Source organism: Sphingobium yanoikuyae (genome assembly GCF_034424525.1).
Lineage (GTDB): Bacteria > Pseudomonadota > Alphaproteobacteria > Sphingomonadales > Sphingomonadaceae > Sphingobium > Sphingobium yanoikuyae.
The window spans coordinates 106,193-130,962 of record NZ_CP139979.1; the positions used below are offsets into that span (position 1 = coordinate 106,193).

The window sequence follows — 24,770 nt, forward strand, 5'->3', positions numbered from 1 at the left end:
GCGGGGGCGGCCATGCCCTATTATGAATGCTCGATCAGAGGAGCGCATTTTCCGGCTGAACTGATAGGCAAGAAAGGCATGTGCGGTTTCAACACCACGCGATGGTTGGAAGCCGATGATCCCGATGATGCCGAGATGAAAGTCGTCCAGATGCTGCGTGGAGAGCGAAGCTTTCAATGGCGTGGCAAGCCAGAGCGAATGGCTGACGCACGGATATTCGTAGAGACCATCCGTGAGATCAAGAAACTTCCCAAGTCCCAAGGTGGCGGCGCAACATGGTACACAGAATGAATAGCTTTACCCTGGAGGGGTTCGATCTCGACGCCTTTGTCGCTTCGACGCTGGCGGAGGATCTGGGGCCGGATGGCCGCGACGTCACCAGCGAGGCGGTGATCCCGGCCGATGCGATCTTCGACGGCGTGATGGACAGCCGCGACGCGGTGACGCTCGCCGGCCTGCCGATCGCGGTTGCCTTCTTCCGCGCGCTCGATCCCGATGTCGAGATCGCGCTGCTGCATCAGGATGGCGACCGGGTGGCGGCGGGGACCGACATCATGCGCATCCGGGGCAAGGCGCGCGCGCTGCTGACGGCCGAGCGGTCGGCGCTCAACACAGTGCAGCATCTGACCGGCATCGCCACCATGACCCGCGCCTATGTCGACGCGATCCTGGGCACGGGCGCGACCTTGCTGGACACGCGCAAGACGATCCCCGGCCTGCGCCGGCTGGAGAAATATGCCACCCGCATGGGCGGCGCGACCAATCATCGAATGGGCCTGTGGGATGCGGCGATGATCAAGGACAATCATGTCGCGGTCGCCGGGTCGGTCGAGGAAGCGGCGCGCCGTGCGGTTGCCGCCGGCATTGCCAATATCATCGTCGAGGTCGACCGGGTCGACCAGATCGAGCCGGCGCTGGCCGCCGGGGCGACCCATTTGCTGCTCGACAATATGGATGCAGCCACACTGCGCGGCGCCGTCACCCTGGTCGGCGGACGGGTGCCGACCGAAGCATCGGGCGGCGTGACGCACGACACGATCCGCGCCAAGGCGGAGACCGGCGTCACCTATATCAGCGTCGGCCGCCTCACCCAATCTGCCCCTGCCGCCGACATCGGACTGGATTTTTCCCATGCGTAAATATCTGCTGCCCCTGATCGCCCTGCTGCTGCCCGGCATCGCCCATGCCCAGGCCAATCAGTGCCGCCTGCCCGAGATCATCGCCCGCCCGCAGGTGGAAGGGCCGAGCGCCGACGAGCCCAAGCGCGTGCTGCCGATCGGCTATTACACGCTAGCCGTGAGTTGGAGCCCGCAATATTGCAAGACATCGCGCGGCGGCGCCCGCGATGCCTTCCAGTGCGGGTCGGGCAATGATTTCGGCTTCACCCTGCATGGCCTGTGGCCCGACGGCTATGGCAAGGAATGGCCGCAATATTGCAAGCCGGCCGCGCCGTTGCCGCGCAAGGTAATCCGCGAGCATCTCTGTTCGACGCCGTCGGTGCAGCTGATCCAGCATGAATGGGTCAAGCATGGCACCTGCATGCCGACCACGCCGACCAAATTCTTCGCCCTGTCGCGCAAGCTCTATCAGGCGCTGCGCTATCCCGACATGGCGGCGCTGGCCGCGCGGCCGACCCTGTCGGCGCAGGATTTCGCCAAGGCGTTCGCGGCGGAGAACAAGGGCATGGTCGCCGATGGCATCCGCCTGAACGTCAACCGCGACGGCGCGCTGAGCGAAGTGTGGATCTGCATGGACCGCAAATTTCGCTACATGGCCTGCCCGCCGCAGCAGGGCGGCGTGCGCGACCGGGCGCAGTTGCGGATCGAGCCGAAGGGCTGAGACCCAGGCGCCCTTTCCCGCGTGGAAAGGGCAATGATCGCGGGTCAGGCGGAGAGGCAGCGCTTCATCGAGAGCGGGACACCCCTCCACCGGCTTTGCCGGTCCCCCTCCCCTGGCAGGGGAGGATCAACGATGGTGCATGTCAGCCGTCGATCGTCACCGTCGAGGGATGGTGGCGATCGAGATGCTTGCGGATGATGCGCAGATTCTTCGTGTTCGACTTGTAGAGAAAGTCGAAGATGTCGCCGGCAAAGGGAATGGCGCCGACCAGCGTGTCGACGCCGACATTGGCGGCCATGCGGGTGAGCTGCCATTTCGACAGGCCGAGATTGCGGGCTTCCCACACGATCCAGGCGCCCATGGCGGCGGTCGCGATGTCGCCGACGATGGGAACGAGACCGATCAGGCTGTCCATGCCGACCCGGCGCTTCGTGCCGGGAATGACGAACAGCCCCTCCAGCACGGCCTCCATCATCTCGATCCGGCGACGGATCGAGGCGGGGTCGCGGCCGAAGCCGGGCATGTCACGAACAAGGTCATCGAACTGCTTGGCCGAAACGGGCATTCCATCACTCTCCAAAGCCCTGTGCTGCCGGATAACGTCCGGCGCGGCAAAAAGGGCGCAGACCCTTAGTTGGTGCTGCGGAAGAGATGGTTCAATGGGTGGCGGCCACGCGGCGAGGGCAGAAAGCCGCTGAGCCGTTTTGACACCAGCGACCAGCGGATCGGTGCGCCGAGTGGAATATAGCCATTATGGGCCTGAATCAGGCCCACCGCCTGGGCGACGCGGGCGGCGCGCTCCTCCGCCGTGCTGGCGAGGCTGGCGGCCTGCAGCGCGGCTTCGCCCTCCGGGCTGCAGTGAATCTTGCGGGCACAGCCGATGCGGCCGAGATACCAGAGCGCGCTGTCATAGGCGGCGACCTCGTCGATTAGCGACAGGTCCGCCTTTTCGGCCAGGTCGACCCGCTCTGTAGCAAGGCCGATGGCACCCAGATCGCGCGCCAGCAGGCCGAACAACAGGGTCGAGCCGGGGCCGGCGGGCAGGGCGATGCGCAGTGGCGGCGGATCGCCATGGGTATCGCGCCAGCGGTCGATGATGGCCCGGCCTTGTGCCCGGCGATCATCCATCGCCTGCCCGACCCAGGCGGGCGCGGGCGGCGCCACCGGCAGGTCGAGCTGGCCGGGCAGCAACTGCTCGCTGATCGCCCAGCCGCCCAGCGGGAACATCTGCAGCAACTGGTTGCGATCGACCGCCATGTTGATCGCGGCGCGCACGCCGTCATCGTCGAGCAGATCGCCCTTGCCGGTGACGGCAAGGCCCAGCAGCCCCTGCACCGGGTCCATCCGCACGGCGTCGCGATCGATGCCGGCGGGCACCAGCAGGGGCAGGTCGGCATAGCGGCCGCCCAGCACCAGCGCCGACTGTTTCTCGCGGAAGCGGATGATGGCGAGCGACGCCCGCTCGGCGCGCAGCACGCGGGTCTGCCAGGCGGGGACGCCGGCTTCCTCCTCATCGCTGTCGGCATCGTCGCCACTGAGGCGATCGACCGGGGCGAGCATCGCCGCGCCGTTGCGCCAGACGCTGCGATAGGGGCCGGTGCCGCCGTCGCGCGACAGTACCGCCATTTGCGGCTGGGCCAGCATCTGCAGCACATAGGGGCGGGCGGCGGCCATGCGAATCTCGATCACCTCGCCGGTCATCGGCACGACCGCCTGCACCGCGTCGAGCGGTCCGTCGGGGTCGAGCTGACGCAGCATCTCGATCCGCGCCATCAGCATGCGGGCGACATCGGGCGCGGTGACGCGGGCGCCATTGGCCCAGAAGGCGCGGCGCAGGCGGAAAATATAGCTGCGCCCATCATCCTCCACGACCCAGCGCTGGGCGAGGGCCGGCAAGATGTCGCCGCCTGCATCGAAGGCGACCAGCCCCTGGGCGGTGGCCTCCAGGATCAGCTTGGCGGCCGGCTTGGGCAGGTTCTGCAAGGGCTTGGCAAGTTCGGTGCGGCTGCCGATGACGCTGACCACCACCGGGCCGCTGCCTTCGTCGGAGCAGCTGCCGAGCGCGAGGGCGAGGCTGGCCCCGGCGATCAGGGCGGCGCGGCGCGACAGGCGGCGCAGGCGGGGCGGGACGGCGAACATGCGGGAACGGGCTTAGCCCGATGGGGCGCCGCCGCCAACCGCGATCGGCGCTTTTGCCAATGTCACAAAATCGACATCTGAAAGACGCTGCGATGTAACATAAGATTCATACTGGCGTCCCCGAAACAGGGGAATGGACAGGAATGACGCTCCGATTGCGACTGGCCGCCGGCACTGCGCTGGCGACGCTGATGATCTCCACGCCGGCACAGGCGCAGGATAATGCGGCCTTGCAGCGCCAGATCGACGAACTCAAGGCGCAGGTGCAGGCGCTGACCGCCGCACTGGCCGCCAACAAGGGCACGCAGCCGGTGGCAGCAGCGCCAGCGCCCGCGGTGGACGCCGCTGCGGCGCCTGTCGCGCCTGTGACGCTCGCCGCTGCGCCGCCCGCGCCGGCGGCCGTCCCGGTGTCGGCGACCCCGTCCAAGTCCAAGGCCTGGTATGAGAAGCTGTCGCTGCGCGGCTATACCCAGATGCGCTACAACGCCTTCCTGTCGGGCGACGACACGGCGCCGGCGGGCGAGTCCCGGCTCCGTTCCCCCCATGACAGTTCGATCTCGGATCGCGGTGGCTTCTCGCTGCGTCGGGCGCGGCTGGTGCTGCAGGGCGATGTGTCGGACCGGGTGTCGCTCTATCTCCAGTCCGATTTCGCGTCGGCGGTGAACAACCAGGCGGGCAGCGAGCGGCGCGAGGGCTTCGTCCAGCTGCGCGATGCCTATGCTGACGTCTTCCTCGACAAGGACAAGAATTGGCGTGTGCGCTTCGGTCAGTCGAAGGTGCCGTTCGGCTGGGAGAATATGCAATCCTCGTCCAACCGGCTGACGCTGGACCGCAGCGATGCGATCAACAGCGCGGTGCCGAGCGAGCGCGATCTGGGTATTGTCGGCTATTATACGCCGACATCGGTGCAGCAGATCTGGGACCGGCTGGGGCATGACGGGCAGAAGCTGTTCGGCAATTATGGCGCGTTCGGTCTGGGCGTCTTCAACGGGCAGGGCACCAACCGGACCGAGCAGAATCGCGGGCTGATGAAGGTCGCCTTCGCGACCTGGCCGTTCGAGCTGGACGGGCTGGGCGGCGCCTTTGAGGGGCAGGTGCTGGAAATCGGCGGATCGGCGATGATGAACGATGTGCAGCCCGAACTGCGCAGCGGCGGCGTCAGCACGATCGCCTATGACGATGATCGCGTCGGCCTGCACGCCATTCTCTATCCCCAGCCCTTCGGCATCCAGGCCGAATGGAATTGGGGCAAGGGACCGGAATATGACGTCGCCAGCCAGTCGATCGAGACCAAGAATCTGAGCGGCGGCTATGTCCAGATGATGTATCGCCTGCCGACCGAGACGATCGGCGCGCTGATGCCCTATGCCCGCTGGCAGCATTATCGCGGCGGGTGGAAGGCCGGCACCAACGCGCCGCGGCTGGAAACCGACGAGTTCGAACTGGGTGTGGAATGGCAGCCGTGGAAGGCGCTGGAATTCACCTTCGCCTATGCCCGGATGAAGCGCGCCGAAGCCGACGAACGCCGCACCGGCCGGGCGGAAGGCAATCTGATCCGCACCCAGGTGCAGTGGAACTACTGACCGGCCATGCCCCTGTCAGGGCGTGACCGGCGGTAGCGGATCCTTCTGCGCTGCGGCCTTGCCGTCGGGGTTGAACAACATGATCCGGTCCTCGCTCGCATCATAGCGGGGCCAGGCGGCGAGGCCGGTGCCGTTCGGATCGCCGCTGCGCGCGAAATTGACGATATAGGCGCTGATGGTGCGGCCCATCGCATTGTCGCGTGCCGTGGTCGCGGCACCATATTTGATCGCCTGGGTGTCGAAGAAATAGGGGATGTCGGTGGCATGGCCGGCGCCAGGCTTCCCCACCGAGGTGGCGACATAGTCGAAGCGATAGGCATAGACCGGCAACTTCGCCGCTGCGAGGGTTGCGGCGACGGTGCGGGCGCCGCCGACCATGAAACCCGTGGGACCACCAATGTCGGCGCCGGTTGCGCCGACCATCACCGGCACATGGGCAAAGTTGCCGCTGGCATAGGCGGCGGCGGGATTGACCGCGATCTTCCCGTCGGGGAAGGGCGGGCTGTAGGGGCCAAGCTGGCCCTTGAACATGCCTTCCAGGTTGAGGCCGTCGATCACCTGATCGGCGGGGAGGGCGCGCAGCCCCTTGAGCGCGGCGGCATCGCTGCCCTTGATCCCCTTGGTCGCGGCAAAGGCTTCGCCGATCGTGGCGGCGCTGCCATCCTTTGGCCCCATCATCTGGCCGTCGCCGCCCGACATGATGACCGCGCGCTGGAACAGGCCCTGCGACAAAGGCGAGGTCAGCAGCGCATGGACCGACATGCCGCCAGCGCTTTCGCCGATGATAGTGATATTGGCGGGATCGCCGCCGAAACGGGCGATGTTCCGCTTCACCCATTGCAGCGCGGCGACCTGATCCATCAGGCCGTAATTGCCGGCGAGGCCCTTGTCCTCGTTCGCGGCGGCAAGGGCGGGGTGAGCGAAGGTGCCGAAACGGCCGAGCCGATAGTTGAAGCTGACCACCATCAGCCCCTGCTTCGCCAGCGCCGCGCCCGAATAGGTGGGCGGCGACGATCCGCCATTCACGAAGCCGCCGCCATAGATCCAGAACAGGACCGGCAGCTTGGCGGTGGCGCCGGCGGGCTTCCAGACATTGGCGTAGAGGCAGTCCTCGGCCGGCGGGGTGCCGAGCGGCGCGGCGTCGCTGGGGAAGGGGCGCTGCATGCAGTCGTTGCGATAGGCGGTGGCTTCGCGCACGCCCTGCCAGCGGGCCGAGGGCTGGGGCATGCGCCAGCGCAGGTCACCGACCGGCGGCGCGGCGAAGGGAATACCCTTCCAGCTTTCCACCCCGGCGTCGAGCGCGCCATGGACGATTCCCGCTTCGGTCTGGACCATCTGCGGCTGGGGCGTGGGGGAGCGGGCGGCGAGGGGCGCTGTGCCAAGGGTGCTGGTGCCGAGCAGCAGAGCGCCCAGCCCGATGATAGTGGTCCGCCGCATCGCCTGCATCCTCCATTCCATTCTGTGGGCAGGAATAGAGGCAAATATGGCGCGGAAATCAATCCGCTTGATCGGACAAAGAAAAAGGGGCGGCGCCCGAAGGCACCACCCCCTATTTCTCTGGCCGGAGCCAGGAAGCCGGGCCTTGCCGAAGCAAGGCCGCAACAGCTTACTTCAGCTCGACGGTCGCGCCGGCTTCTTCCAGCTGCTTCTTCAGCTTTTCGGCTTCGTCCTTGCTGGCGCCTTCCTTGACAGCCTTCGGGGCGCCTTCGACCAGAGCCTTGGCTTCGGTCAGGCCCAGGCCGGTGATGGCGCGGACTTCCTTGATGACGTTGATCTTCTTGCCACCGTCGCCGGTCAGGATCACGTCGAATTCGGTCTGCTCTTCAGCAGCCGGAGCGGCGCCGCCAGCAGCCGGAGCGGCCACAGCGACAGCAGCGGCGGCCGAAACGCCCCACTTTTCTTCCAGAGCCTTCGACAGCTCAGCGGCTTCGAGGACGGTGAGGGCCGAGAGCTGATCGACCAGAGCGTTGATGTCTGCCATTTTTCAATTCCTTCTAAGGGGCGATCGCCCCGAACAAATGAGGTTCAAAAGTTAATGAGGATGAGGGGCGGCTCAGGCCGCTTCCTTCTCCGCATAGGCGTTGAAGACGCGCGCAAGCTGCGCAGCCGGTGCCTGGGTGACGGTTGCGAGCTTGGTAGCCGGGGCGACCAGAAGGCCGACCAGCTTCGCACGCAGTTCATCCAGCGACGGCATCGATGCCAGGGCCTTGACGCCCTCCGCATCGAGCAGCACTTCGCCCATCGCGCCGCCAACGATCTCAAGCTTGTCGTTGGTCTTCGCGAAATCGACTGCAACCTTGGCGGCTGCAACCGGATCGACCGAGGAGGCGAGGCCGACGGGGCCGGTCAGCAGGTCGCTGATGCCGGTATAGTCGGTGCCTTCGAGGGCGATCTTGACGAGGCGGTTCTTCGTAACCTTGTAGGACGCACCGGCGTCGCGCATCTTCTGGCGCAGGACGGTCGACTGAGCGACGGTCATGCCGAGGTTGCGGGTCACGACGACCACACCAACTTCTGCCAGCTGAGCGTTCAGCGCGGAGACGATCTCAGATTTCTGATTACGATCCATGCCATTCTCCACTTCATGTTCGCGTCGCTTGCGCCACGCGAACGGCTAAAACCCATGGCAAGCCATGGGGCAGTTAAGTCCGAAGGGGAGAGGTCGACTGGCCCATATCCTCGAGAAGGAAGACAGGCAGACCCGAATCGGGCGCATGGCCCGTCCGGTAAAGAACTTTTCCCCGTCTAGGCTGGAGATTAAGAAGGGCAAATTCCCTTCACCAACTGTCTCGGACGGAAGACCAATGGCATGAGCCACGGGTCTGCTGGGGCGCCCTTACAGATTTTGGGCCATGCTGTCACGCGGAATCTGGAGCGAGGAACGGTTGCGATTGCGCAACGGCATTGTGCCTTCGTTGGACGCGCTATAGCATGACCAAGTCATGCATTTTTGGGTAAATGTGGCGCTTAGCGCATTCTGCTGCACGATGTTGGGCAGTGCCGGTTATGCCGAGCCCGAGGATTTAACGGATATGCCGCCGGATGAGCGGGCATCGCTGATCGCTATAATTGCCTGGCATGATTGCATGGCACCGGTCGTTCGCAAGGTGAAGAACTGGCGTCCGCTTGATGATCGTGAGGTCAACGCGCTGGGATATGCCTGCCCCACTGAATTGCGTGCCGCGGCAGAGCGGCTGTCCGAACGCAATTGGTCGGCGGAGCAAGTTCCGCCCAGCTATTTTGCCATGAGCCGCGAGCAGCGGATTTTGTCGCATGAGCGGGAATTGGCCGAGAGCTTTTGGTGTGAATTTCGCCAATGCTACATATTGTAGCGTATCGATCCCGGCATAATGCGGCGGTTGGCGGTGGAGGACGCCGTCCCCCACCGCTGCTTCTGTCCTAGACCCGATCCGCCTGCACCACCGTGTCGAGCGCGCGGAGTGCGGAGACGATGCGGCTCAGATGCTGGGCGTCGGCCACTTCCAGGTCGATGATGTCGGTGTGGAAGGGGCCTTCGCGATTGACCAGTTGCAGGTTGAGGATGTTCGCCTTGGTCGCGCCGAACACATTGGCGACCGCGGCGAGGGCGCCGGGCTGGTTCTTGACGATGACCTGCAGCCGGGCGGTGCCGCCCTTGGACTTGCTGTCCCAGCTCAAATCGACCCAGTCGTCGTCCTGGCCCGCCTCCAGCGTGCGGCAATCGATGGTATGGACCTCGATCGGCTCGCCGGTGCGGCGGATGCCGACGATGCGGTCGCCCGGCACCGGGTGGCAGCATTCGCTCAGCTTGTAGGCGATGCCCGGCGTCAGGCCGCGGATCGAGACCGGGGCATGCTGGCGCGGATGGGCTTCTTCCAGTTCCTGGCCGCTGGTGGAGCCGGGGATCAGCGCCTCCATCACTTCGGAATCGAGCAGGCGATGGGTGGCGATCGCCACCATCAGCGAAGCACGATCCTCCAGCTTCAATCGCTTGAGCGCGGCATTGAGCGCCTTGTCGCCCAGTTCGCTCGCCAGTTCGGGCGAGAAGCGGCCGATGATTTCCTCATAGAGTTTTTCGCCCAGCGCCACTTCCTCGCCGCGCTGCTTCTGGCGGATGAAGCGGCGAATGGCGGCGCGCGCCTTGCCGGTGATGGCGAAGCTGAGCCAGCCGGGCTGGGGTTCCTGGCCGGCCGATTTCAGGATTTCGACCTGATCGCCATTCTCAAGGGAAGTGCGGAGCGGCACCACCCGGCCATTCACCTTCGCCCCGACGGTCTGGTTGCCGAGCGAGGTGTGGACGGCATAGGCGAAATCGACCGGGGTCGATCCCTTGGGCAACTGGTGCAGCTCCCCCTTGGGCGAGAAGGCGAAGATGCGATCCTGGTACATCGCCATGCGGGTATGTTCGAGCAGCTCGTCGGCATCCTGGCTCTGTTCCAGGATCTCGACCAGGTCGCGCAGCCAGGCCGCATTCTGGTCGGTGGCGTCGCCCTTCTGCTTGTAGGCCCAGTGCGCCGCAAGGCCGAGTTCGGCGTCATTATGCATGTCGCGGCTGCGGATCTGCACCTCGATACGGGCATTTTCCTGATGGATGACCGTGGTGTGCAGCGAGCGATAGCCGTTGCGCTTGGGGGTGGAGATATAATCCTTGAACCGGCCCGGCACCATCTTGAAGGTCTGGTGGATGACGCCGAGCGCGCGATAGCAATCCTCGGTCGTCTCGGTGATGACGCGGAAGGCCATGACGTCGGTCAGCTGTTCAAAGCTGATGTGCCGTTCCTGCATCTTCTTCCAGATGGAATAGGGATGCTTTTCGCGGCCCGACACGGTGACGGACAGATTATGGCCGCCCAACAGCAATTGCAGCTCCGCGCCGATCCGGTCGACCTTGTCATGGCCGCCTTCCTTCAGCTGCTCCAGCCGCTTGGTGATGCTGTCATAGGCTTCGGGTTCCAGCACGCGGAACGAGAGAAGCTGCATCTCGCGCATGAAGTCATACATGCCGATCCGCTCCGCCAGCGGGGCATAGATGTCCATCGTCTCCTTGGCGATGCGGCGGCGCTTCTGTTCATTCTTGATGAAGTGCAGCGTGCGCATATTGTGCAGCCGGTCGGCCAGCTTCACCAGCAGCACGCGGATATCGTCCGACATGGCGAGCAGGAACTTGCGCAGATTTTCGGCCGCCCGCTCATTTTCGGACATGGCCTCGATCTTGGAGAGCTTGGTCACGCCATCGACCATGCGGGCGACATCCTTGCCGAACGCCTCCTCGATCTCGTCATAGGTGACCAGCGTATCCTCGATCGTGTCGTGCAGCAGCGCCGTCACGATCGTCTGGTCGTCCAGATAGAAGTCGGTCAGGATACCCGCGACCTCGATCGGATGGCTGAAATAGGGGTCACCGCTGGCGCGCTTCTGGCTGCCATGCTTCTGGACGGAGAAGACATAAGCGCGGTTGATCATCGCTTCATCCGCATCCGGATCGTAGCGCTTTACCCGTTCGACAAGTTCATATTGACGTAGCATCGTTTCCCGATTGTGTGGGAAGCGCCTTGCAGCGCAACAAAAAAATCCCGATCTGTGTGATTTGGGTTGCCTTTGTGCAACTTTTGCAACGGTCGCCGCTTTGCGCTATTAGATCGGGATCATGAAACATAATCTTGCCCAGGACCTGGAACAATGCGCCCTTCCCGCCGCGCTGGAGGCGATGGGTGAGCGCTGGTCCTTCCTGATCCTGCGCGGCGCCCTGTCGGGCATTCGCCATTTCGAGGAGTTCCAGTCGACGCTGGGCATCGCCCGCAACATCCTGGCCAACCGCCTCGCGCGGCTCGTCGAAAATGGCATCATGCTGCGCCAGCCGATGCAGTGCGACCGGCGCAAGGTCGAATATCGGCTGACGGAAAAGGGGCAGGAACTGGCCCCTGCGATGATTGCGCTGCGCCAGTGGGGCGAGAAATGGGGCAGCGCGCCGCCCTTCTGCCAGGTGCTGGCGGACAAGCGCGATGGCATGCCGATCCGTGCGATCGCGATCCAGGCGCATGACGGCCGCACGCTGGACCTGAGCGATCTGGTCTGGCTGTGCCGCGACGAAGTGACCCCGATGGCGCAAGAGCCGGCTGCGGCGGCCTGATACCGGACGGACGGGGCGGCTTCACCATGGCGCTGAAATCGCCTAGGCTGTCGGCAATGTCAGTCCATCCCCTGCAGCCAAAACCCTTTTTCGCGGACAAGAATCGCGCTTTCTGGAACCTCCAGTCGCTTGGCTGGGCCGGGGCCTTTCTGCTGCGCGGGTCATCCACCATCGCCAATGGTCAGCCGCTGTCCAGCCTGATCCCGGTGCTGATCTCCACCGTCACCGGCTATTCGGCGACCTTGCTGATCGCGGTCGCCTTCCGTTTCCTGCAGAAACAGCGGCCGATCCTGACCTGGGGCGCGTCGATCGTTACCGTGGTCGCCGCCGCCGCGATGGTTGCCTTCATCGACGCCTGGGTCTTTTCGACCCAGAACAAGGGCAGCGAAACCGCCGGGTTGCAGCTGTTCCTGGGCGCCTTCTACCTGTCGATGACGCTGCTGGGGGCCTGGTCGGCGCTTTACTATGCGATCAACTTCTACCTGACGGTGGAGGAGCAGGCGGACCAGCTGCTCCATCTGGAGAATCAGGCGTCGAGCGCGCAGCTCGCCATGCTGCGCTATCAGCTCAATCCGCATTTCCTGTTCAACACGCTCAATTCCATCTCGACCCTGGTGCTGCTCAAGGAAACGACGCGCGCCAATGCGATGCTGTCGCGGCTGTCCTCCTTTCTGCGCTATACGCTGATCAACGAGCCGACCGCACAGGTGACGATCGAGCAGGAGATCGAGACGCTGAAACTCTATCTGGAGATCGAGAAGATGCGCTTCGAGGACCGGTTGCGCCCGTCCTTCGACGTCCATCCCTCGGTCGCCCATGCACGCCTGCCGTCGCTGCTGCTGCAGCCGCTGGTGGAAAATGCGATCAAATATGCGGTCACGCCCAAGGAGGAAGGGGCGGAAATCTCGGTGTCGGCGCAACCTGCCGGTGAAAATGTCCGGATCGTCGTGTCGGACAGCGGGCCGGGATTGAACGATGGCGCAATGAAGCCACACATTCCGGTCAGCGAGGGGACGGGCGTCGGCCTGCCGAACATCCGGGACCGGTTAATTCAGGCCTTCGGGGAACGACAGCGGTTCGAAACGCGTTCCACGCAAAGCGGATTTTCGGTCATCATCGAAATTCCGCTTAACATGGATGAAACATCGAAAGTGGCCGCATGACCATCAGAACAATCCTCGTCGACGACGAAAGCCTGGCTATCCAAGGCCTTAAGCTCCGTCTGCAAGCGCATGAGGATGTCGAAATCATCGAGACCTGCACCAATGGCCGCGAAGCTATCCGTGCCATCAAGACGCATAAACCCGACCTTGTGTTCCTCGATATCCAGATGCCCGGCTTCGACGGCTTCTCCGTCGTCCAGGGGATGATGGAGGTCGAGCCGCCGTTGTTCATCTTCGTCACCGCCTATAGCGACCATGCGATCCGCGCCTTCGAGGCACAGGCGGTCGATTATCTGATGAAGCCGGTGGACGAAGGCCGCCTGGCCGATGCGCTCGACCGGGTGCGCCTGCGCCTGTCCGAAAAGAAGCAGGTGCAGGAAGCGGAAAAGCTGCGCGAGGTGCTGGCCGAAGTGGCGCCCGACGCGATGCACGACTTTGCCAATGGCGATGAAGATGCGCCGGCGTCAAACCGCTTCGAAAAGCTCATCAACATCAAGGATCGCGGGCAGATTTTCCGCGTCGACGTGGATTCGATCGAACGGATCGACGCGGCGGGCGACTATATGTGCATCTATACCGCCGATAATTCGCTGATCCTGCGCGAGACGATGAAGGATCTGGAAAAGCGGCTCGACCCGCGCAATTTCCAGCGCGTCCATCGCTCGACCATCGTCAACCTGAGTCAGGTGCGTCAGGTGAAGCCCCATACCAACGGCGAATGCTTCCTGGTGCTGGAATCCGGCGCCCAGGTAAAGGTCAGCCGTTCCTACCGCGACGTCGTCGCGCGTTTCGTCCACTGACGAAACGGCGCCGGCCGCCCGTGCAGGGGCGGCCGGCCGTTTGGTGCGGGATGGCCTGAACCGATCCCGCACCTTCCTCAGTCCATCGTCCGCACCGGACGGACGATCAATTCATTCACATCGACATCGTCGGGCTGTTCCACCGCATAGGCGATGGCGCGGGCGATCGCGTCGGGCGTCAGGGCGATGGCGCGGAAATCCTCCATCGCGGCGGCGGCGCCCGCTTCGGTGATGGTGCTCGCCAGTTCGGATTCGACCACGCCGGGCGACACGATGGTCACGCGGATATCGTCATGCTCCATCCGCGGCCCGTCGGAAATGGCGCGCACCGCATATTTGGTCGCCGAATAGACGCCGCAGGTCGGCCAGACGCGATAGCCGCCGATCGACGAGATGTTGACGAAATGGCCGCTGCCCTGGGCCTTGAAGCGGGGCAGGGCGGCGGCGATGCCGTGCAGCACGCCGCGGATGTTGACATCGATCATCCGGTCCCATTCCTCGACCTTCAAACTGTCGAAGCGCGACAGCGGCATCAGCCCGGCATTGCTGACCAGCACGTCGATGCGACCAAATTCGGCCTGCGTCGCGGCAATGAACGCCTCGACATCGGCGCGGTCGGTGACGTCGAGCGCGCGGAAGGCGACCGTGCCGCCGGCAGCATTGAGTTCGTCGGCAAGCGCGGCCAGCCGGTCTGTGCGGCGGGCGCCCAGCATCAGCTTCGCGTCGCGCGCCGCCAGCAGCCGCGCCGTGCCCTCGCCAATGCCGCTGCTGGCGCCGGTGATCGCGATGACCTTGTTCTCGATAGCCATGATTGAAGCTCCATCCTTGAGGCGGATCGACATCCGATCCGATGGAGCAGGAATGCGCCCGATCGGCCCCGGAGCGGTAGAATGGTCCTGCACCATGATTGCACGATATTCCGAATGAATGATCGGGCGTGGTGGTTGGCGGGCTTATGGGCTATTCAGATTGCCTGAAATTCCTGGAAGGCGGTGTGGGTGAGCCATGAGCATCTGGGCGAGCAGATCGCCCGCCATATGGACGCGGACGGCATAGTCGACACGCTGATCCCGCGCCTGACGCTGGTGCGCTGGTCGCAGCCGGGCGAGCCGGTGCATATGCTCCAGCGCCCGGCGCTGTGCATCATCGCGCAGGGCGCCAAGCAGGTGATGATGGGCGACGCGGTCATAGCCTATGGGCCGGCCAGCTATCTGGTCGCTTCGCTCGACCTGCCGATCACCGGCACGGTGACGCAGGCGGATGCGGGCAGCCCCTATCTCTGCTTCTGCCTCTATCTCGAGCCGGCGATGCTGTCCGACATCGCGCTGGCCTTGCCGGCTGCTGCGGCGGTGGAGGAAGGGCGGGCACTCTCGCTCCATCCGATCACGCCCGAACTGCTGGACGCGGCGAGCCGGCTCACCGGCCTGCTCGGCCAGCCGGACAGTGCCGCGCTGCTGGCGCCATTGGTCGAACGGGAATTGCTGCTGCGGTTGATGATGGGGCCGAGTGGCGGACTGCTGCGCGCGATTGCCAGCGGGGACAGCCGCACCGGCCAGATCGCGCGCGCGATCCGCTGGCTCAAGGCCCATTATCGCGAACCGTTCAGCGGCCCGGTGCTGGCCGATCTTGCCGGCATGAGCCTGTCGAGCTTCCACGATCATTTTCGCCGCGCGACGGCGATGACGCCGCTGCAATATCAAAAGCAGCTGCGGCTCCAGCAGGCGCGGCAGATGATGCTGGCACAGCGGATCGACGCGGCCGAGGCTGGCTATCAGGTCGGCTATGACAGCCCGTCCCAGTTCAGTCGCGAATATCGCCGCCTGTTCGGCGCGCCACCGCAGCGCGACGTCGGCCGCTTGCGCGCCATGCCGAACCGGGCGCTGGCGATCTGAGATCGGGGGGTATTTCCCTTAGCGGAACACCCATTGCCGGTTGAGGCCGAACACCACGGCGGGGGTGAGGAAGATCATCGCCGGGATCGGCGACCATTCGGGCCAGCGCATATGGGTGACGCACAGATAGACCCACAGGGCGTTGAGCGCATAGCTGACCAGCGAGACGGCGACGAAGCGGAAACCGCGCGCGGCATGGCCCGACTGGCTGCCATGGCCGCGAAAGGTGAAGGCATTGTGCAGCACATAGCCGATCGCCACCGCGCACAGATAACCGATGCCGTTGGCGACCTGCGGATGGAGACCCACCGGCGCCGCCAGCGTCCAGTAGATCGCCGCCTGGCAGGCAGTGATGAACAGGCCGCTGATGCCATAGCGCAATATCTGCCAGAACAGGGCCTGATGGGCCGGCGACAGTCGGTCGATGATTTTCATGGAGCCCCGTTGCGCTTTGGTGTGGAGCGTCTAATCCACCGGCCATGAATTTGCAAAGCTGGCCTGCTTTCCGCGCCCGCGCGTCCCATTGGTTCGCGATCCTCACCGCCTATGCCGATCGCCACTGGAAGTGGCTGACCTTCCTGATCTGGATCGCGATCCTGGTCGGCATGCTGGTCGATCGCTGGCCTGCCATCCACTGGCTGACGCTGAGCGACACGGACGACAATATCCGCTTCGTCCAGGTGAAGGACTGGCTGGCCGGGCAGGGCTGGTATGATCTGCGCCAATATCGGCTCGATCCGCCGGGCGGCGCCAATATCCACTGGTCGCGGCTGGTCGACATCCCGCTCGCTGGGCTCATGCTGTTCTTCCGCGCCTTTGTCGAACAGGATCTGGCCGACCGGCTTGCCTGCGCGATCGCGCCGCTGCTGCCGCTGTTCCTGCTGATGCTGAGTCTGGGATCGATCGCACGCCGGCTGGCGGGCGACGCGGTCGGTGCGCGCTGGGCCTGGCTGTTCGCGGTGCTGGCGCCGCTCGCCGCGCAGATGGGCCTGGGCATGTTCGCGCCGATGCGGATCGACCATCATGGCTGGCAGCTGGCGCTGGCGCTGACGATGATGGCGGGCCTCATCGATCGCAACTGGCTGCGCGGCGGCGTGGTGGCGGGCGTGTCGAGCGCCCTGTCGGTGGCGATCGGCATGGAGATGATCGTCTATCTCGCCGCCGGCGGCGCGCTGGTGGCGCTGCGCTGGGTGTTCCGCGATGGCGCTGGGCGGCGGATGCTGCCCTATGGCCTCAGCCTCGCGGGAGCGACCTCGCTCTGCTACGTCCTCTTCGCCAGCTACGACAATCGCCACATGGTGTGCGATGCCATCTCGCCCATCTGGGTCGCGGTGTTCGGCGCGGCCGGCGCGGGCATGGTGCTCTTGAGCCGCCTGCCGCTGCGGCTCTGGTGGCAGCGGCTGATCGCCGGCATGATCGTCGGCGGCGCGGTGGGGCTGTTCTTCCTTCTGAACTGGCCGCAATGCCTGACCCCCTATCAGATCTCGCCCGAGCTGCAGCAGCTCTGGCTCGCCAATATCCGCGAGGCCAAGCCTATCACCGCGCAGGCGCAGAGCCTGGTCGTGCCGCTGATGGCGCTGCCGGCGGTGGGCCTCATCGGCCTGCTCTGGGCGCTATGGGAACTGCGGCGCGACAGCGACCGACTCTGGGCCTTCGCGACAATCGGCCTGATGATGCTCTTCTCGACCGCTCTTCTCTTCTGGCAGCTGCGCGCCGGGCCGGCGGCGCAGTTGCTGGCGATCCCACCCGCCGCTTGGGCCGGATGGCGGCTGGTGACGGCGATCTTCACCGGATCGCGCCGGGTGCGCATCCTGGCGGGCATCGGCGCGCTGCTGGTCGGCGCCATCGCCTGTGCCTATCCGCTCTATCCGCAGGTGATCGCGCTGTGGCAGCAGGCGACCGGCACCAAGCCCAGGCCGTGGCGCCCGTCCGCCATTGCCCGCACCGACGCGATCAAAAAGGCCAATGGCCGCTGTCGCACCCTGCCGGCGCTGGAGGTGCTGGACCAGTTGCCGCCCGCGACCATCTTCACCATGGTCGATCTGGGGCCGCGCATCATCGCCACGACGCATCATAGCGCGGTGGCCGGCCCCTATCATCGCAATGGCGCGACGATCCTCGACATGCATCATGCCTATGACGGGCCGGCCGACGCCTTCCGCCCGATCGCGGCGAAGCATCATGCGACCTATTTGCTGGTCTGTCCGAATTTCCCCGAAGGGACCATCTATCAGTCGCGCAGTCCGCGCGGCTTCTATGCGGACCTGATGCGCGGCACGATTCCGGCCTGGTTGCAGCCGGTGACGCTCAAGACGGCGATGACGCTGCCCTACACGCTCTACCGCATCGATTACTCAGCGCCGGGCGGCAAAAAAGTCGCGCAGCAGCGCTGATCCCTCCGCCTCGGCCAGCCCGCCATAGATTTCGGGGCGGTGCAGGCATTGCGGCTGGGCAAAGAGGCGCGGTCCCTGTTCGATCGCGCCGCCCTTGGGGTCGGACACCGCATAATAGAGCCGGGCAACCCGTGCGTGGGAAATCGCGCCCGCGCACATCGGACAGGGCTCCAGCGTCACCCACAGGTCGCAGCCGGTCAGGCGGAAGTCGCCGATCCGGGTAGCAGCCGCGCGAATCGCCACCATTTCGGCATGGGCGGTGGGGTCATTGTCGCGGCGGTTGCGATTCTCGCCCTCGCCGATGATGACGCCATCGCGCGTGACCACGGCGCCGATCGGCACCTCGCCCGCCGCTTCGGCTTGCCGCGCCAGCGCAAAGGCGCGGCGCATCGGTTCGGGCAAGGGAAAGGGCGAGGTCATGACCCCGCCTTAGTCGGAGAGGGAGAGCTGCACCAGCCTTCAGCGGAAGGCACGGGACTCGGCTGAACCCCCACCCGGCCTCCCATTCCAGGATAGGCTGTTGGGCGGCCGGGTGGGGGTGCGGGCTGGTGCCGTCCATGCGCCGGGCGGCGCATCAAAATGCCGCGAATCGACTCAGGGCTTCTTCACGTCAACGGTCGGAACCTCGACCGTTTCGTTGCGGCTGCCCACTTCGACCTTGGCGACGCTCGCCTCATATTTGGGCAGGGCGCCCTGTTTTACGGAGACTTCGGGCAGACGACCTTCCTGAGTCTTCTGCAGGTCGATGAATCCGGTTGCTATCCCGGCGCCGATGACGATAAGCGCGATCAGCAGCAATCCGCCGATGAAACGCATGGCACTCTCCTCTGTTGAACGGGGGGATGAACGCGGGGCCCGGTGAAATGGTTGCGATAGTGCCACGAACCGAGCGGAAGGTTGACGGCGAGCGGGAATCCCGCTATCGGCGCCGCTTTCCGAACGAACCCGAATTTCAAAGGTTGATTGACTATGTCGCGCATTTGCGAGCTGACCGGTAAGGGTCGCCAGGTGGGTCACAATGTTTCCCACGCCAACAACAAGACCAAGCGCGTGTTCCTGCCGAACCTGCAGAACGTGTCGCTGATCTCCGAAACGCTGGAAACCACCGTCAAGCTGCGCGTGTCGACCCATGGTCTGCGCTCGGTCGAGCATAATGGCGGCCTCGACAACTGGCTGGTCAAGACCAGCGACGACAAGCTGTCGCTGAAGGCCCGTCGCCTGAAGCGCGACATCGTCAAGAAGCAGGCAGCCGCAGCCGCCTGATTCGCTTCGATTCGTTTCGGCATAAGAAGCGGCCTGGCAACAGGCCGCTTTTTTGCGTTTCTTGATATTCCCTGCGCGGCAGGGAATGCGCCGCACCAGTCCGCGCCCCGACCCCGATCAATCCAATCGGAATTTCAGCAGCAAGGTGCGCTGGAAGAATTCGTGATTGTCGTCGGAGGCGACCCACAGGATCGTCCGGCCCTGTTCCCGGCTGAGCGCCAGTCCTTCGAAATTGTCGGCCAGCAGCGGTGGCGCCAGCCGCGCCAGCGTCCGGGCGCGCAGTTCCGTGTTCGGTGCGGGATGTGCCGGCAGCTCGATCATCGCGATCGTCGCGGTGAACAGTTCCTGCAGGGTCAGACGCCGGTTCAGCACCAGCAGATGGTGATCGTCCAGCGCGACCATGTCGGTCGGGCGATAGCCCTGCGGCGCGACATAATGGAGATGGATCGGATCGGCCGTGTCATGTTCGGCCGGATCGCCCGACCAGAGCAATGTGTCATGATGGCCGTCGGCGGTCATGCCCATCTCGCCGATCGCGATGAAGCGGCCGTCGGGCAGGCGGGTGAAGGATTCGATTGATCCGGTCTTGGGCCAGGCGACGATTTCCGGCCAGGTCCGGCACGCCTCCACCCGCGCGAAGCCGGGCGAATAGCGGCAGATCGCCTGGAGCAGCTCGAAACCGACCCAATAGCGATCGCTGGCCGGATCATGGGTCATGGATTCCGAATCCCAGGACCACCAGGGCCGGTCCCTGTCCTGCGCCCGCACCGGCAGCGGCGCGATGAAGGGGCGGCGACTGGCGCGGCCGGGGCCGACATGGAAGCCCATCAGCACGCCGGCATCGCTCAGCGCCAATATCTGGCCCGGCCCGTCGACCAGCAGCGAGGATATGCTGCCAAAGCCCGGATTGTCGCTGCCAAGCTGCCAGCCGCCCAGATAGGTGAGCGTGCCGACCCGGCGGCGATCGGGATCGCTGCTGTCGAGCGGCACCGCCCGCGCCGTCACCAGCAAGGTGCCCGGCCGCACGGCGGCGGGCTTGGTGGACGGCGGGGCAGGCAGCAGCAGGATCGCAAGAGCGAGAACGATCAGGATTCGATGCATCGCGCTCCGCCATAGGGGAAATGTCGGCGGGACGCAGCAGGGGAGTGGCGAAGCGTTGGCAGCTGAACGGTGGCTGTCACCGCCATTCAGGCTCCACTCAACGCGAATCGGTCATAAGGGCATCAATCCTGGTGATCGGCCCGTCCGGTTCACCGCGGAAATGGCAATCTGAGGAGCAACGCCATGAAGATGAAGTATCTGATCAATCTGGGTGCTGCGCTCGCCATGGGCGCTGCCTCCCTCGCCGTCACCGCGACCCCCGCCATGGCGCGCGATGGCTGGGGCCGCGGCTATGAACGCGGCGACTATTACCGGGGTGATCGCGGCTATCGCGGTGACCGTGGCTATCGCGGCTATCGGGGCGACTATTATCGCGGCGACCGTGGCTATCGCGGCGGTTATCGCGGCAATTATTACCGCAATGATTATCGGGGCTATCGTGGCGGCTATCGCTGCCGGGACAATGGCACGGGCGGCACCATCATCGGTGCGATCGCCGGTGGCCTGCTCGGCAACGAAGTCGGTAAGGGCAGCAGCCGCTATGGTCGTGGCGACGGCACCACGGGCGCCATCATCGGCGCAGGCGTCGGTGCGCTGGCTGGCCGCGCGATCGACCGCAACTGCTAAGCGTCACCCCATCTGGTGACTTTGAAGGGCCGTCCCCGTGAAGGGGGCGGCCTTTTGCTATCGGGCGGCATTGCCCCCGGCCTGTCGCCGGTCGGCGCGGGCGGCCGCGACGGCGGCGGGGTTGAGCCCGGCCTCCTGCGGCGAAGCGGCACCGGCGCGCGCATCCAGCTGCGCCGCGGCGGCATTGAGCGCGCTGGCTTCGGCCGCGCTGACGCCGCCGACGCCATCATCCTGGCCGGAATTGCAGGCGCCCAGCGCCAGCAGGAGCAGCAGGGCAGGTCGCTTGGTCAATTGCCGATCCTTTCGCGCACAAGAAAAGGGCCGCTCCCGTTTCCGGTGCGGCCCTTTCCCAAGAAACTCTTCCCGAAAGGGAAATTACATCGCGTTGGCGACGTTGTTGGTCGCGTTCGAAGCGGCGTTCGCAGCGTTGTCGGCAGCGTTCATCGCGGCGTTCATGGCGTTGTCGGCAGCGTTCGAAGCGTTCTCAGCAGCGTTGGCGGCGTTGTTGGCAGCGTTTTCGGCGGTGTGGCCACCGCAAGCAGCCAGACCCAGCGAAGCGGCGAGAACGAGCGAAAGAGCAATCGACTTGGACATGGGCAAACCCCTCTCAGAGAAAAAAAAGATGCAGACCACTCTCGGAGAAAAGCTCACCCCCCATTGCGCCTGCGCGCTGATTCGTAATGCTTTGGGCGAAGCAAGGCAATCCCATTCCTGAGCGGGAGGGCCTGATAAGGCGCGGTTTTTGTCGGAAGTGCCCGCAATGGACGGCCATTGACGCATATAAAGATTTCTTTATATGATTGCCGCATGAGTGGCGCCCTCGACATTTTCCGGTCTCTTGGAGACCCGACGCGGCTGCGCATCGTCCACCTGTTGCGGGCGATGGAACTGGCCGTGGGCGAAGTGGCGCAAGTGGTCGACCAGAGCCAGCCGCGCGTGTCGCGCCATATCCGCATTCTTGTGGAATCCGGCCTGGTCGAGCGGCGCAAGGAGGGCAATTGGGTCTTCCTGCGGCTGGGGCAGGCGGCGTCGCTTCAGCCCTTCATCACCTTGTTCGACCAGTTGCAGCCGTCAGCCGCCGAAGCCGCCTGGCAGAGCGCGGATCTCGCGCGCCTTGCTGCCGTGCGGGCCGAGCGGGCGCGCGCTGCCGAAGCCTATTTCGCCGAACATGCCGAGGAATGGGATGCGATCCGTTCGCTCCATGTCGCCGAAGCCGATGTGGAAGCGGCGATGCGCGCGATGCTGGACGGGCAGGCGATCGGCCATCTTCTCGACATCGGCACCGGCACCGGGCGGATGATCGAATTGTTCGGCCCCGCCGCCGATCAGGTGACGGCGCTTGATCGCAGCCCCGATATGTTGCGGCTCGCCCGCGCCAAGCTGCCCGAGGATGCGGGCGACAAATATGCGCTGCTGCTCGGCGATTTCGCCGCGCTGCCGATCGACCCCGCCAGTGTCGACACGGTGCTGCTGCATCAGGTGCTGCATTATGCCCAGGCGCCCGAGCATGTGATCGCGCAGGCGGCACAGGTGCTGCGCCCCGGCGGCCGGGTGCTGATCGTCGATTTCGCCGCCCATGAACGCGAGGAGCTGCGCACGCGCGACCAGCATGCGCGCCTGGGCTTTTCCGACATGCAGATCGAAGGCTGGTTCGCGCAGGCGGGCCTGGAACTGGAGCGGGTGGACATGCTGCCCGGCCAGGAACTGACGGTACAATTATGGCTCGGGCGCCAGCGCGGCGCCGACATCCTGCCCATCGAAGAACGGATTTCCGCATGACCCAGACTGACCGCGCCCGCAATGATGCCGAAGGGCCGCTCTATGCGGATCTGGCCGGCGACCTCAATGTGAGCTTCGAATTCTTCCCGCCCAAGACGGAGAAGATGGAGGAGCAGCTCTGGTCGGCGATCGAGACGCTGACGCCGCTGGCGCCAAAGTTCGTGTCGGTGACCTATGGCGCGGGTGGTTCCACCCGCGAGCGCACCCATAATACGGTCGCCCGCATCGCGAAGGAAACGCCGCTGGCCGCCGCCGCGCACCTGACCTGCGTCGCCGCCAGCAAGGCCGAGATCGACGAAGTGGCCGACGCCTATTGGGAAGCGGGCGTGCGCCATATCGTCGCGCTGCGCGGCGATCCGCCGGAAGCCGGCACCGCCTTCCAGCCGCACCCCGATGGTTACAAGGGCGCGGCCGAACTGGTCGAGGGGCTGCGCAAGCGCCATGATTTCGAGATTTCGGTCGCCGCCTATCCCGAAACCCATCCCGATGCGCTGAGTGCGCAGAGCGACATCGACAATCTCAAGCGCAAGATCGATGCCGGCGCGACCCGTGCGATCACCCAATTCTTCTTCGAGGCGGATACCTTCTTCCGCTTCCGCGACACGGTCGCCGCCGCCGGCATCGACGCGGACGTCATTCCCGGCATCATGCCGGTCAGCAATTTCGCCGCGGTCCAGCGCATGTCGGCGATGTGCAACACGGATGTCCCCGCCTGGATGGGCCGCCTGTTCGACGGGCTGGACCAGCATCCCGCCGCGCGCCAGCTCGTCTCCGCCACGCTGGCGGCCGAACTGTGCCGCAACCTCTATATGGGCGGCGTGCGCGACTTCCATTTCTATACGCTCAACCGGGCGGAACTAAGCTATGCGATCTGCCATCTACTGGGGTTGAGGCCTCAGGTTGCGGTGGACGCCTGATTTGAAACCATCCCCTCCGTTCGGTTCGAGCTTGTCGAGAACCGTAAGCGCGAGGGTTCTCGACAAGCTCGAACCGAACGGGACGAGGTGATATGACGATGAACGCTGAACAGAAATTGCGCGCCCTGGCGGCGGAAAAGATCCTGATCTTCGACGGTGGCTATGGCACCTCGATTCAGAAGCACGGGCTGACCGAAGCCGATTATCGCGGCGACCTGGACCTGGCCAAGGACCAGAAGGGCAATAATGACCTGCTCTGCCTGACCCGGCCGGACATCGTCGAGGGCATTCACACCGCCTATCTCGACAATGGCGCCGACATGATCGAGACCAACACCTTCTCCTCGACCAAGATCGCGATGGCCGACTATGGCTGCGAGCATCTGGTGTGGGACATCAATGTCGCCGCCGCCAAGATCGCGCGGGCCGCCTGCGAGAAGGCGACGGCGAAGGACGGCAAGCCCCGCTTCGTCTGCGGCTCGATCGGCCCGACCAACAAGACGCTCAGCATCTCGCCCGACGTCAACGATCCCGCCTATCGCGAGGTCGACTATGACACGCTCAAGGCCGATTATCGCGAACAGTGCGATGCGCTGATCGCCGGCGGCGTCGACTTCCTGCTGATCGAAACCTGCTTCGATACGCTCAATGCCAAGGCCGCCGGCATGGCCGCGCGCGAGGCGGAGGAAGCGGCAGGTCGTTCGGTGCCGGTGATGCTCAGCTTCACCATCACCGACATGTCGGGCCGAAACCTGTCGGGCCACACGATCAACGCCTTCTGGTATTCGCTGCGCCACCTGAAGCCGCTGACCATCGGCGTGAACTGCGCCTTCGGGGCGGACCTGCTGCGGCCTTATCTCGCCGAACTGTCGAAAAATGCCGACACGCTGATCCTGGCCTATCCCAATGCCGGCCTGCCCAATGAACTGGGCCAATATGACGAGCTGCCGGAAACCACCGCGAAGCTGATCCGTCAGTGGGTGGATGAAGGGCTGGTCAACATGGTCGGCGGCTGCTGTGGCACGACGCCCGCCCATATCGGCGCGGTGGCGAAGGCGCTGGACGGCCACAAGCCGCGCGTGGTGCCCGAACTGACGGTCGTGACGCGCCTCGCGGGTCTCGAACCGATGCACATAGCTGCCTGAAACCTCCCACCGTTCGGTTC

The 24,770-nt window shown here is 64.9% G+C and carries 28 protein-coding genes; 15 read left to right on the top strand and 13 right to left on the bottom strand.

Annotated elements, in window-relative coordinates:
* Window positions 1-12 precede the first annotated feature (12 nt).
* Genes U0025_RS00520 through U0025_RS00530 form a run of 3 tightly spaced genes read left to right on the top strand, consistent with a single transcriptional unit; the run spans window position 13 to window position 1,839 of the window.
* The gene (locus U0025_RS00520) at window positions 13-291 is read left to right on the top strand and encodes a hypothetical protein (protein WP_004210462.1); all 279 of its coding nucleotides are present in this window, start codon (window positions 13-15) and stop codon (window positions 289-291) included.
* Window positions 276-1,139, top strand: a complete 864-nt coding sequence (gene nadC, locus U0025_RS00525) for a carboxylating nicotinate-nucleotide diphosphorylase (protein ID WP_004210463.1) — start codon at window positions 276-278, stop codon at window positions 1,137-1,139. Before U0025_RS00520 ends, nadC begins: the two co-directional genes overlap by 16 nt.
* Complete coding sequence (locus U0025_RS00530) at window positions 1,132-1,839, top strand: ribonuclease T2 family protein (protein WP_004210465.1); 708 nt, start codon at window positions 1,132-1,134, stop codon at window positions 1,837-1,839. The genes nadC and U0025_RS00530 overlap by 8 nt, the downstream gene beginning before the upstream one ends.
* A 142-nt stretch (window positions 1,840-1,981) precedes the next feature.
* On the opposite strand, the gene U0025_RS00535 is transcribed toward U0025_RS00530, so the two are convergent.
* Window positions 1,982-2,404 (bottom strand): DUF4112 domain-containing protein, encoded by a 423-nt coding sequence (locus U0025_RS00535; RefSeq protein ID WP_004210466.1) that lies wholly within the window; start codon window positions 2,402-2,404, stop codon window positions 1,982-1,984.
* Window positions 2,405-2,469: 65 nt separating this feature from the next.
* The gene (locus tag U0025_RS00540) at window positions 2,470-3,978 is read right to left on the bottom strand and encodes an ABC transporter substrate-binding protein (RefSeq protein ID WP_004210467.1); all 1,509 of its coding nucleotides are present in this window, start codon (window positions 3,976-3,978) and stop codon (window positions 2,470-2,472) included.
* 143 nt (window positions 3,979-4,121) lie between these two features.
* Between U0025_RS00540 and U0025_RS00545 the strand changes: the two genes are divergently transcribed.
* Window positions 4,122-5,561, top strand: a complete 1,440-nt coding sequence (locus tag U0025_RS00545; protein ID WP_004210468.1) for a porin — start codon at window positions 4,122-4,124, stop codon at window positions 5,559-5,561.
* 15 nt (window positions 5,562-5,576) lie between these two features.
* On the opposite strand, the gene U0025_RS00550 is transcribed toward U0025_RS00545, so the two are convergent.
* The 3 genes from U0025_RS00550 to rplJ form a co-directional block, all read right to left on the bottom strand.
* Window positions 5,577-6,998: a carboxylesterase/lipase family protein gene (locus U0025_RS00550; RefSeq protein WP_004210469.1), complete on the bottom strand. Its 1,422-nt coding sequence runs from the start codon at window positions 6,996-6,998 to the stop codon at window positions 5,577-5,579.
* 169 nt (window positions 6,999-7,167) lie between these two features.
* A complete protein-coding gene (gene rplL, locus U0025_RS00555) occupies window positions 7,168-7,542 on the bottom strand; it encodes a 50S ribosomal protein L7/L12 (RefSeq protein ID WP_004210471.1) in 375 nt (124 codons plus the stop codon).
* Between the two features lie 72 nt (window positions 7,543-7,614).
* A complete protein-coding gene (gene rplJ, locus U0025_RS00560) occupies window positions 7,615-8,130 on the bottom strand; it encodes a 50S ribosomal protein L10 (protein WP_004210472.1) in 516 nt (171 codons plus the stop codon).
* 373 nt (window positions 8,131-8,503) lie between these two features.
* Between rplJ and U0025_RS00565 the strand changes: the two genes are divergently transcribed.
* The gene (locus U0025_RS00565) at window positions 8,504-8,893 is read left to right on the top strand and encodes a hypothetical protein (RefSeq protein ID WP_037490974.1); all 390 of its coding nucleotides are present in this window, start codon (window positions 8,504-8,506) and stop codon (window positions 8,891-8,893) included.
* Window positions 8,894-8,960: 67 nt separating this feature from the next.
* Here U0025_RS00565 and U0025_RS00570 read toward each other — a convergent pair whose 3' ends face one another.
* Window positions 8,961-11,066 carry a RelA/SpoT family protein gene (locus U0025_RS00570; RefSeq protein ID WP_004210474.1) on the bottom strand — a complete coding sequence of 702 codons (2,106 nt, stop codon included), beginning with the start codon at window positions 11,064-11,066 and terminating at the stop codon, window positions 8,961-8,963.
* 121 nt (window positions 11,067-11,187) lie between these two features.
* On the opposite strand from U0025_RS00570, the gene U0025_RS00575 reads away from it, so the two are divergent.
* The 3 genes from U0025_RS00575 to U0025_RS00585 are packed head-to-tail and all read left to right on the top strand — an operon-like array spanning window position 11,188 to window position 13,633.
* Window positions 11,188-11,670, top strand: coding sequence for a winged helix-turn-helix transcriptional regulator (locus tag U0025_RS00575; RefSeq protein WP_004210475.1), 483 nt, complete (start codon window positions 11,188-11,190; stop codon window positions 11,668-11,670).
* A 56-nt stretch (window positions 11,671-11,726) separates the two neighbouring features.
* The gene (locus U0025_RS00580) at window positions 11,727-12,833 is read left to right on the top strand and encodes a sensor histidine kinase (protein ID WP_004210476.1); all 1,107 of its coding nucleotides are present in this window, start codon (window positions 11,727-11,729) and stop codon (window positions 12,831-12,833) included.
* Window positions 12,830-13,633 (top strand): LytR/AlgR family response regulator transcription factor, encoded by an 804-nt coding sequence (locus U0025_RS00585; RefSeq protein ID WP_004210477.1) that lies wholly within the window; start codon window positions 12,830-12,832, stop codon window positions 13,631-13,633. Before U0025_RS00580 ends, U0025_RS00585 begins: the two co-directional genes overlap by 4 nt.
* 77 nt (window positions 13,634-13,710) lie before the next feature.
* Here the strand turns inward: U0025_RS00585 and U0025_RS00590 are convergent, their stop codons facing one another.
* Complete coding sequence (locus tag U0025_RS00590; RefSeq protein WP_004210478.1) at window positions 13,711-14,442, bottom strand: SDR family oxidoreductase; 732 nt, start codon at window positions 14,440-14,442, stop codon at window positions 13,711-13,713.
* A gap of 189 nt (window positions 14,443-14,631) precedes the next feature.
* On the opposite strand from U0025_RS00590, the gene U0025_RS00595 reads away from it, so the two are divergent.
* Window positions 14,632-15,525 (top strand): AraC family transcriptional regulator, encoded by an 894-nt coding sequence (locus tag U0025_RS00595; protein WP_004210479.1) that lies wholly within the window; start codon window positions 14,632-14,634, stop codon window positions 15,523-15,525.
* Between the two features lie 18 nt (window positions 15,526-15,543).
* Here the strand turns inward: U0025_RS00595 and U0025_RS00600 are convergent, their stop codons facing one another.
* A complete protein-coding gene (locus U0025_RS00600; RefSeq protein WP_004210480.1) occupies window positions 15,544-15,960 on the bottom strand; it encodes a GtrA family protein in 417 nt (138 codons plus the stop codon).
* Between the two features lie 44 nt (window positions 15,961-16,004).
* On the opposite strand from U0025_RS00600, the gene U0025_RS00605 reads away from it, so the two are divergent.
* Window positions 16,005-17,918, top strand: coding sequence for a hypothetical protein (locus tag U0025_RS00605; RefSeq protein ID WP_004210481.1), 1,914 nt, complete (start codon window positions 16,005-16,007; stop codon window positions 17,916-17,918).
* On the opposite strand, the gene U0025_RS00610 is transcribed toward U0025_RS00605, so the two are convergent.
* Complete coding sequence (locus U0025_RS00610; protein WP_004210482.1) at window positions 17,880-18,338, bottom strand: nucleoside deaminase; 459 nt, start codon at window positions 18,336-18,338, stop codon at window positions 17,880-17,882. The two genes, U0025_RS00605 and U0025_RS00610, sit on opposite strands and share 39 nt — an antisense overlap.
* A 174-nt stretch (window positions 18,339-18,512) precedes the next feature.
* A complete protein-coding gene (locus U0025_RS00615; RefSeq protein WP_004210483.1) occupies window positions 18,513-18,734 on the bottom strand; it encodes a hypothetical protein in 222 nt (73 codons plus the stop codon).
* Between the two features lie 153 nt (window positions 18,735-18,887).
* Here U0025_RS00615 and rpmB point away from each other — a divergent pair, with 153 nt between their 5' ends.
* On the top strand, window positions 18,888-19,181 hold the full coding sequence (gene rpmB / locus U0025_RS00620; protein ID WP_004210484.1) for a 50S ribosomal protein L28: 294 nt from the start codon (window positions 18,888-18,890) through the stop codon (window positions 19,179-19,181).
* A gap of 117 nt (window positions 19,182-19,298) precedes the next feature.
* Here the strand turns inward: rpmB and U0025_RS00625 are convergent, their stop codons facing one another.
* Window positions 19,299-20,282: an esterase-like activity of phytase family protein gene (locus U0025_RS00625; RefSeq protein WP_004210485.1), complete on the bottom strand. Its 984-nt coding sequence runs from the start codon at window positions 20,280-20,282 to the stop codon at window positions 19,299-19,301.
* Window positions 20,283-20,465: 183 nt separating this feature from the next.
* On the opposite strand from U0025_RS00625, the gene U0025_RS00630 reads away from it, so the two are divergent.
* Window positions 20,466-20,909 carry a glycine zipper 2TM domain-containing protein gene (locus U0025_RS00630; protein ID WP_004210486.1) on the top strand — a complete coding sequence of 148 codons (444 nt, stop codon included), beginning with the start codon at window positions 20,466-20,468 and terminating at the stop codon, window positions 20,907-20,909.
* A gap of 57 nt (window positions 20,910-20,966) precedes the next feature.
* Here U0025_RS00630 and U0025_RS00635 read toward each other — a convergent pair whose 3' ends face one another.
* Both U0025_RS00635 and U0025_RS00640 read right to left on the bottom strand, forming a co-directional pair.
* A complete protein-coding gene (locus U0025_RS00635; RefSeq protein WP_004210487.1) occupies window positions 20,967-21,200 on the bottom strand; it encodes a hypothetical protein in 234 nt (77 codons plus the stop codon).
* A gap of 84 nt (window positions 21,201-21,284) precedes the next feature.
* The gene (locus U0025_RS00640; protein WP_004210488.1) at window positions 21,285-21,503 is read right to left on the bottom strand and encodes a hypothetical protein; all 219 of its coding nucleotides are present in this window, start codon (window positions 21,501-21,503) and stop codon (window positions 21,285-21,287) included.
* Between the two features lie 213 nt (window positions 21,504-21,716).
* On the opposite strand from U0025_RS00640, the gene U0025_RS00645 reads away from it, so the two are divergent.
* The 3 genes from U0025_RS00645 to U0025_RS00655 all read left to right on the top strand — a co-directional run bounded on the left by U0025_RS00645 (window position 21,717) and on the right by U0025_RS00655 (window position 24,750).
* Window positions 21,717-22,688 (top strand): ArsR/SmtB family transcription factor, encoded by a 972-nt coding sequence (locus tag U0025_RS00645; RefSeq protein WP_004210490.1) that lies wholly within the window; start codon window positions 21,717-21,719, stop codon window positions 22,686-22,688.
* Window positions 22,685-23,605, top strand: a complete 921-nt coding sequence (gene metF / locus U0025_RS00650; RefSeq protein WP_004210491.1) for a methylenetetrahydrofolate reductase — start codon at window positions 22,685-22,687, stop codon at window positions 23,603-23,605. The genes U0025_RS00645 and metF overlap by 4 nt, the downstream gene beginning before the upstream one ends.
* Before the next feature lie 98 nt (window positions 23,606-23,703).
* A complete protein-coding gene (locus U0025_RS00655) occupies window positions 23,704-24,750 on the top strand; it encodes a homocysteine S-methyltransferase family protein (protein WP_004210492.1) in 1,047 nt (348 codons plus the stop codon).
* Window positions 24,751-24,770: the final 20 nt, after the last annotated feature.

What these genes read in the sequence shown, in the direction of transcription:
- U0025_RS00520 (WP_004210462.1), top strand. Translation starts at nt 13, where the DNA reads ATGCCCTATTATGAATGCTCGATCAGAGGAGCGCATTTTCCGGCTGAA.
- nadC (WP_004210463.1), top strand. Translation starts at nt 276, where the DNA reads ATGGTACACAGAATGAATAGCTTTACCCTGGAGGGGTTCGATCTCGAC.
- U0025_RS00530 (WP_004210465.1), top strand. Translation starts at nt 1,132, where the DNA reads ATGCGTAAATATCTGCTGCCCCTGATCGCCCTGCTGCTGCCCGGCATC.
- U0025_RS00535 (WP_004210466.1), bottom strand. Translation starts at nt 2,404, where the DNA reads ATGCCCGTTTCGGCCAAGCAGTTCGATGACCTTGTTCGTGACATGCCC.
- U0025_RS00540 (WP_004210467.1), bottom strand. Translation starts at nt 3,978, where the DNA reads ATGTTCGCCGTCCCGCCCCGCCTGCGCCGCCTGTCGCGCCGCGCCGCC.
- U0025_RS00545 (WP_004210468.1), top strand. Translation starts at nt 4,122, where the DNA reads ATGACGCTCCGATTGCGACTGGCCGCCGGCACTGCGCTGGCGACGCTG.
- U0025_RS00550 (WP_004210469.1), bottom strand. Translation starts at nt 6,998, where the DNA reads ATGCGGCGGACCACTATCATCGGGCTGGGCGCTCTGCTGCTCGGCACC.
- rplL (WP_004210471.1), bottom strand. Translation starts at nt 7,542, where the DNA reads ATGGCAGACATCAACGCTCTGGTCGATCAGCTCTCGGCCCTCACCGTC.
- rplJ (WP_004210472.1), bottom strand. Translation starts at nt 8,130, where the DNA reads ATGGATCGTAATCAGAAATCTGAGATCGTCTCCGCGCTGAACGCTCAG.
- U0025_RS00565 (WP_037490974.1), top strand. Translation starts at nt 8,504, where the DNA reads ATGCATTTTTGGGTAAATGTGGCGCTTAGCGCATTCTGCTGCACGATG.
- U0025_RS00570 (WP_004210474.1), bottom strand. Translation starts at nt 11,066, where the DNA reads ATGCTACGTCAATATGAACTTGTCGAACGGGTAAAGCGCTACGATCCG.
- U0025_RS00575 (WP_004210475.1), top strand. Translation starts at nt 11,188, where the DNA reads ATGAAACATAATCTTGCCCAGGACCTGGAACAATGCGCCCTTCCCGCC.
- U0025_RS00580 (WP_004210476.1), top strand. Translation starts at nt 11,727, where the DNA reads ATGTCAGTCCATCCCCTGCAGCCAAAACCCTTTTTCGCGGACAAGAAT.
- U0025_RS00585 (WP_004210477.1), top strand. Translation starts at nt 12,830, where the DNA reads ATGACCATCAGAACAATCCTCGTCGACGACGAAAGCCTGGCTATCCAA.
- U0025_RS00590 (WP_004210478.1), bottom strand. Translation starts at nt 14,442, where the DNA reads ATGGCTATCGAGAACAAGGTCATCGCGATCACCGGCGCCAGCAGCGGC.
- U0025_RS00600 (WP_004210480.1), bottom strand. Translation starts at nt 15,960, where the DNA reads ATGAAAATCATCGACCGACTGTCGCCGGCCCATCAGGCCCTGTTCTGG.
- U0025_RS00605 (WP_004210481.1), top strand. Translation starts at nt 16,005, where the DNA reads ATGAATTTGCAAAGCTGGCCTGCTTTCCGCGCCCGCGCGTCCCATTGG.
- U0025_RS00610 (WP_004210482.1), bottom strand. Translation starts at nt 18,338, where the DNA reads ATGACCTCGCCCTTTCCCTTGCCCGAACCGATGCGCCGCGCCTTTGCG.
- U0025_RS00615 (WP_004210483.1), bottom strand. Translation starts at nt 18,734, where the DNA reads ATGCGTTTCATCGGCGGATTGCTGCTGATCGCGCTTATCGTCATCGGC.
- rpmB (WP_004210484.1), top strand. Translation starts at nt 18,888, where the DNA reads ATGTCGCGCATTTGCGAGCTGACCGGTAAGGGTCGCCAGGTGGGTCAC.
- U0025_RS00625 (WP_004210485.1), bottom strand. Translation starts at nt 20,282, where the DNA reads ATGCATCGAATCCTGATCGTTCTCGCTCTTGCGATCCTGCTGCTGCCT.
- U0025_RS00630 (WP_004210486.1), top strand. Translation starts at nt 20,466, where the DNA reads ATGAAGATGAAGTATCTGATCAATCTGGGTGCTGCGCTCGCCATGGGC.
- U0025_RS00640 (WP_004210488.1), bottom strand. Translation starts at nt 21,503, where the DNA reads ATGTCCAAGTCGATTGCTCTTTCGCTCGTTCTCGCCGCTTCGCTGGGT.
- U0025_RS00645 (WP_004210490.1), top strand. Translation starts at nt 21,717, where the DNA reads ATGAGTGGCGCCCTCGACATTTTCCGGTCTCTTGGAGACCCGACGCGG.
- metF (WP_004210491.1), top strand. Translation starts at nt 22,685, where the DNA reads ATGACCCAGACTGACCGCGCCCGCAATGATGCCGAAGGGCCGCTCTAT.
- U0025_RS00655 (WP_004210492.1), top strand. Translation starts at nt 23,704, where the DNA reads ATGAACGCTGAACAGAAATTGCGCGCCCTGGCGGCGGAAAAGATCCTG.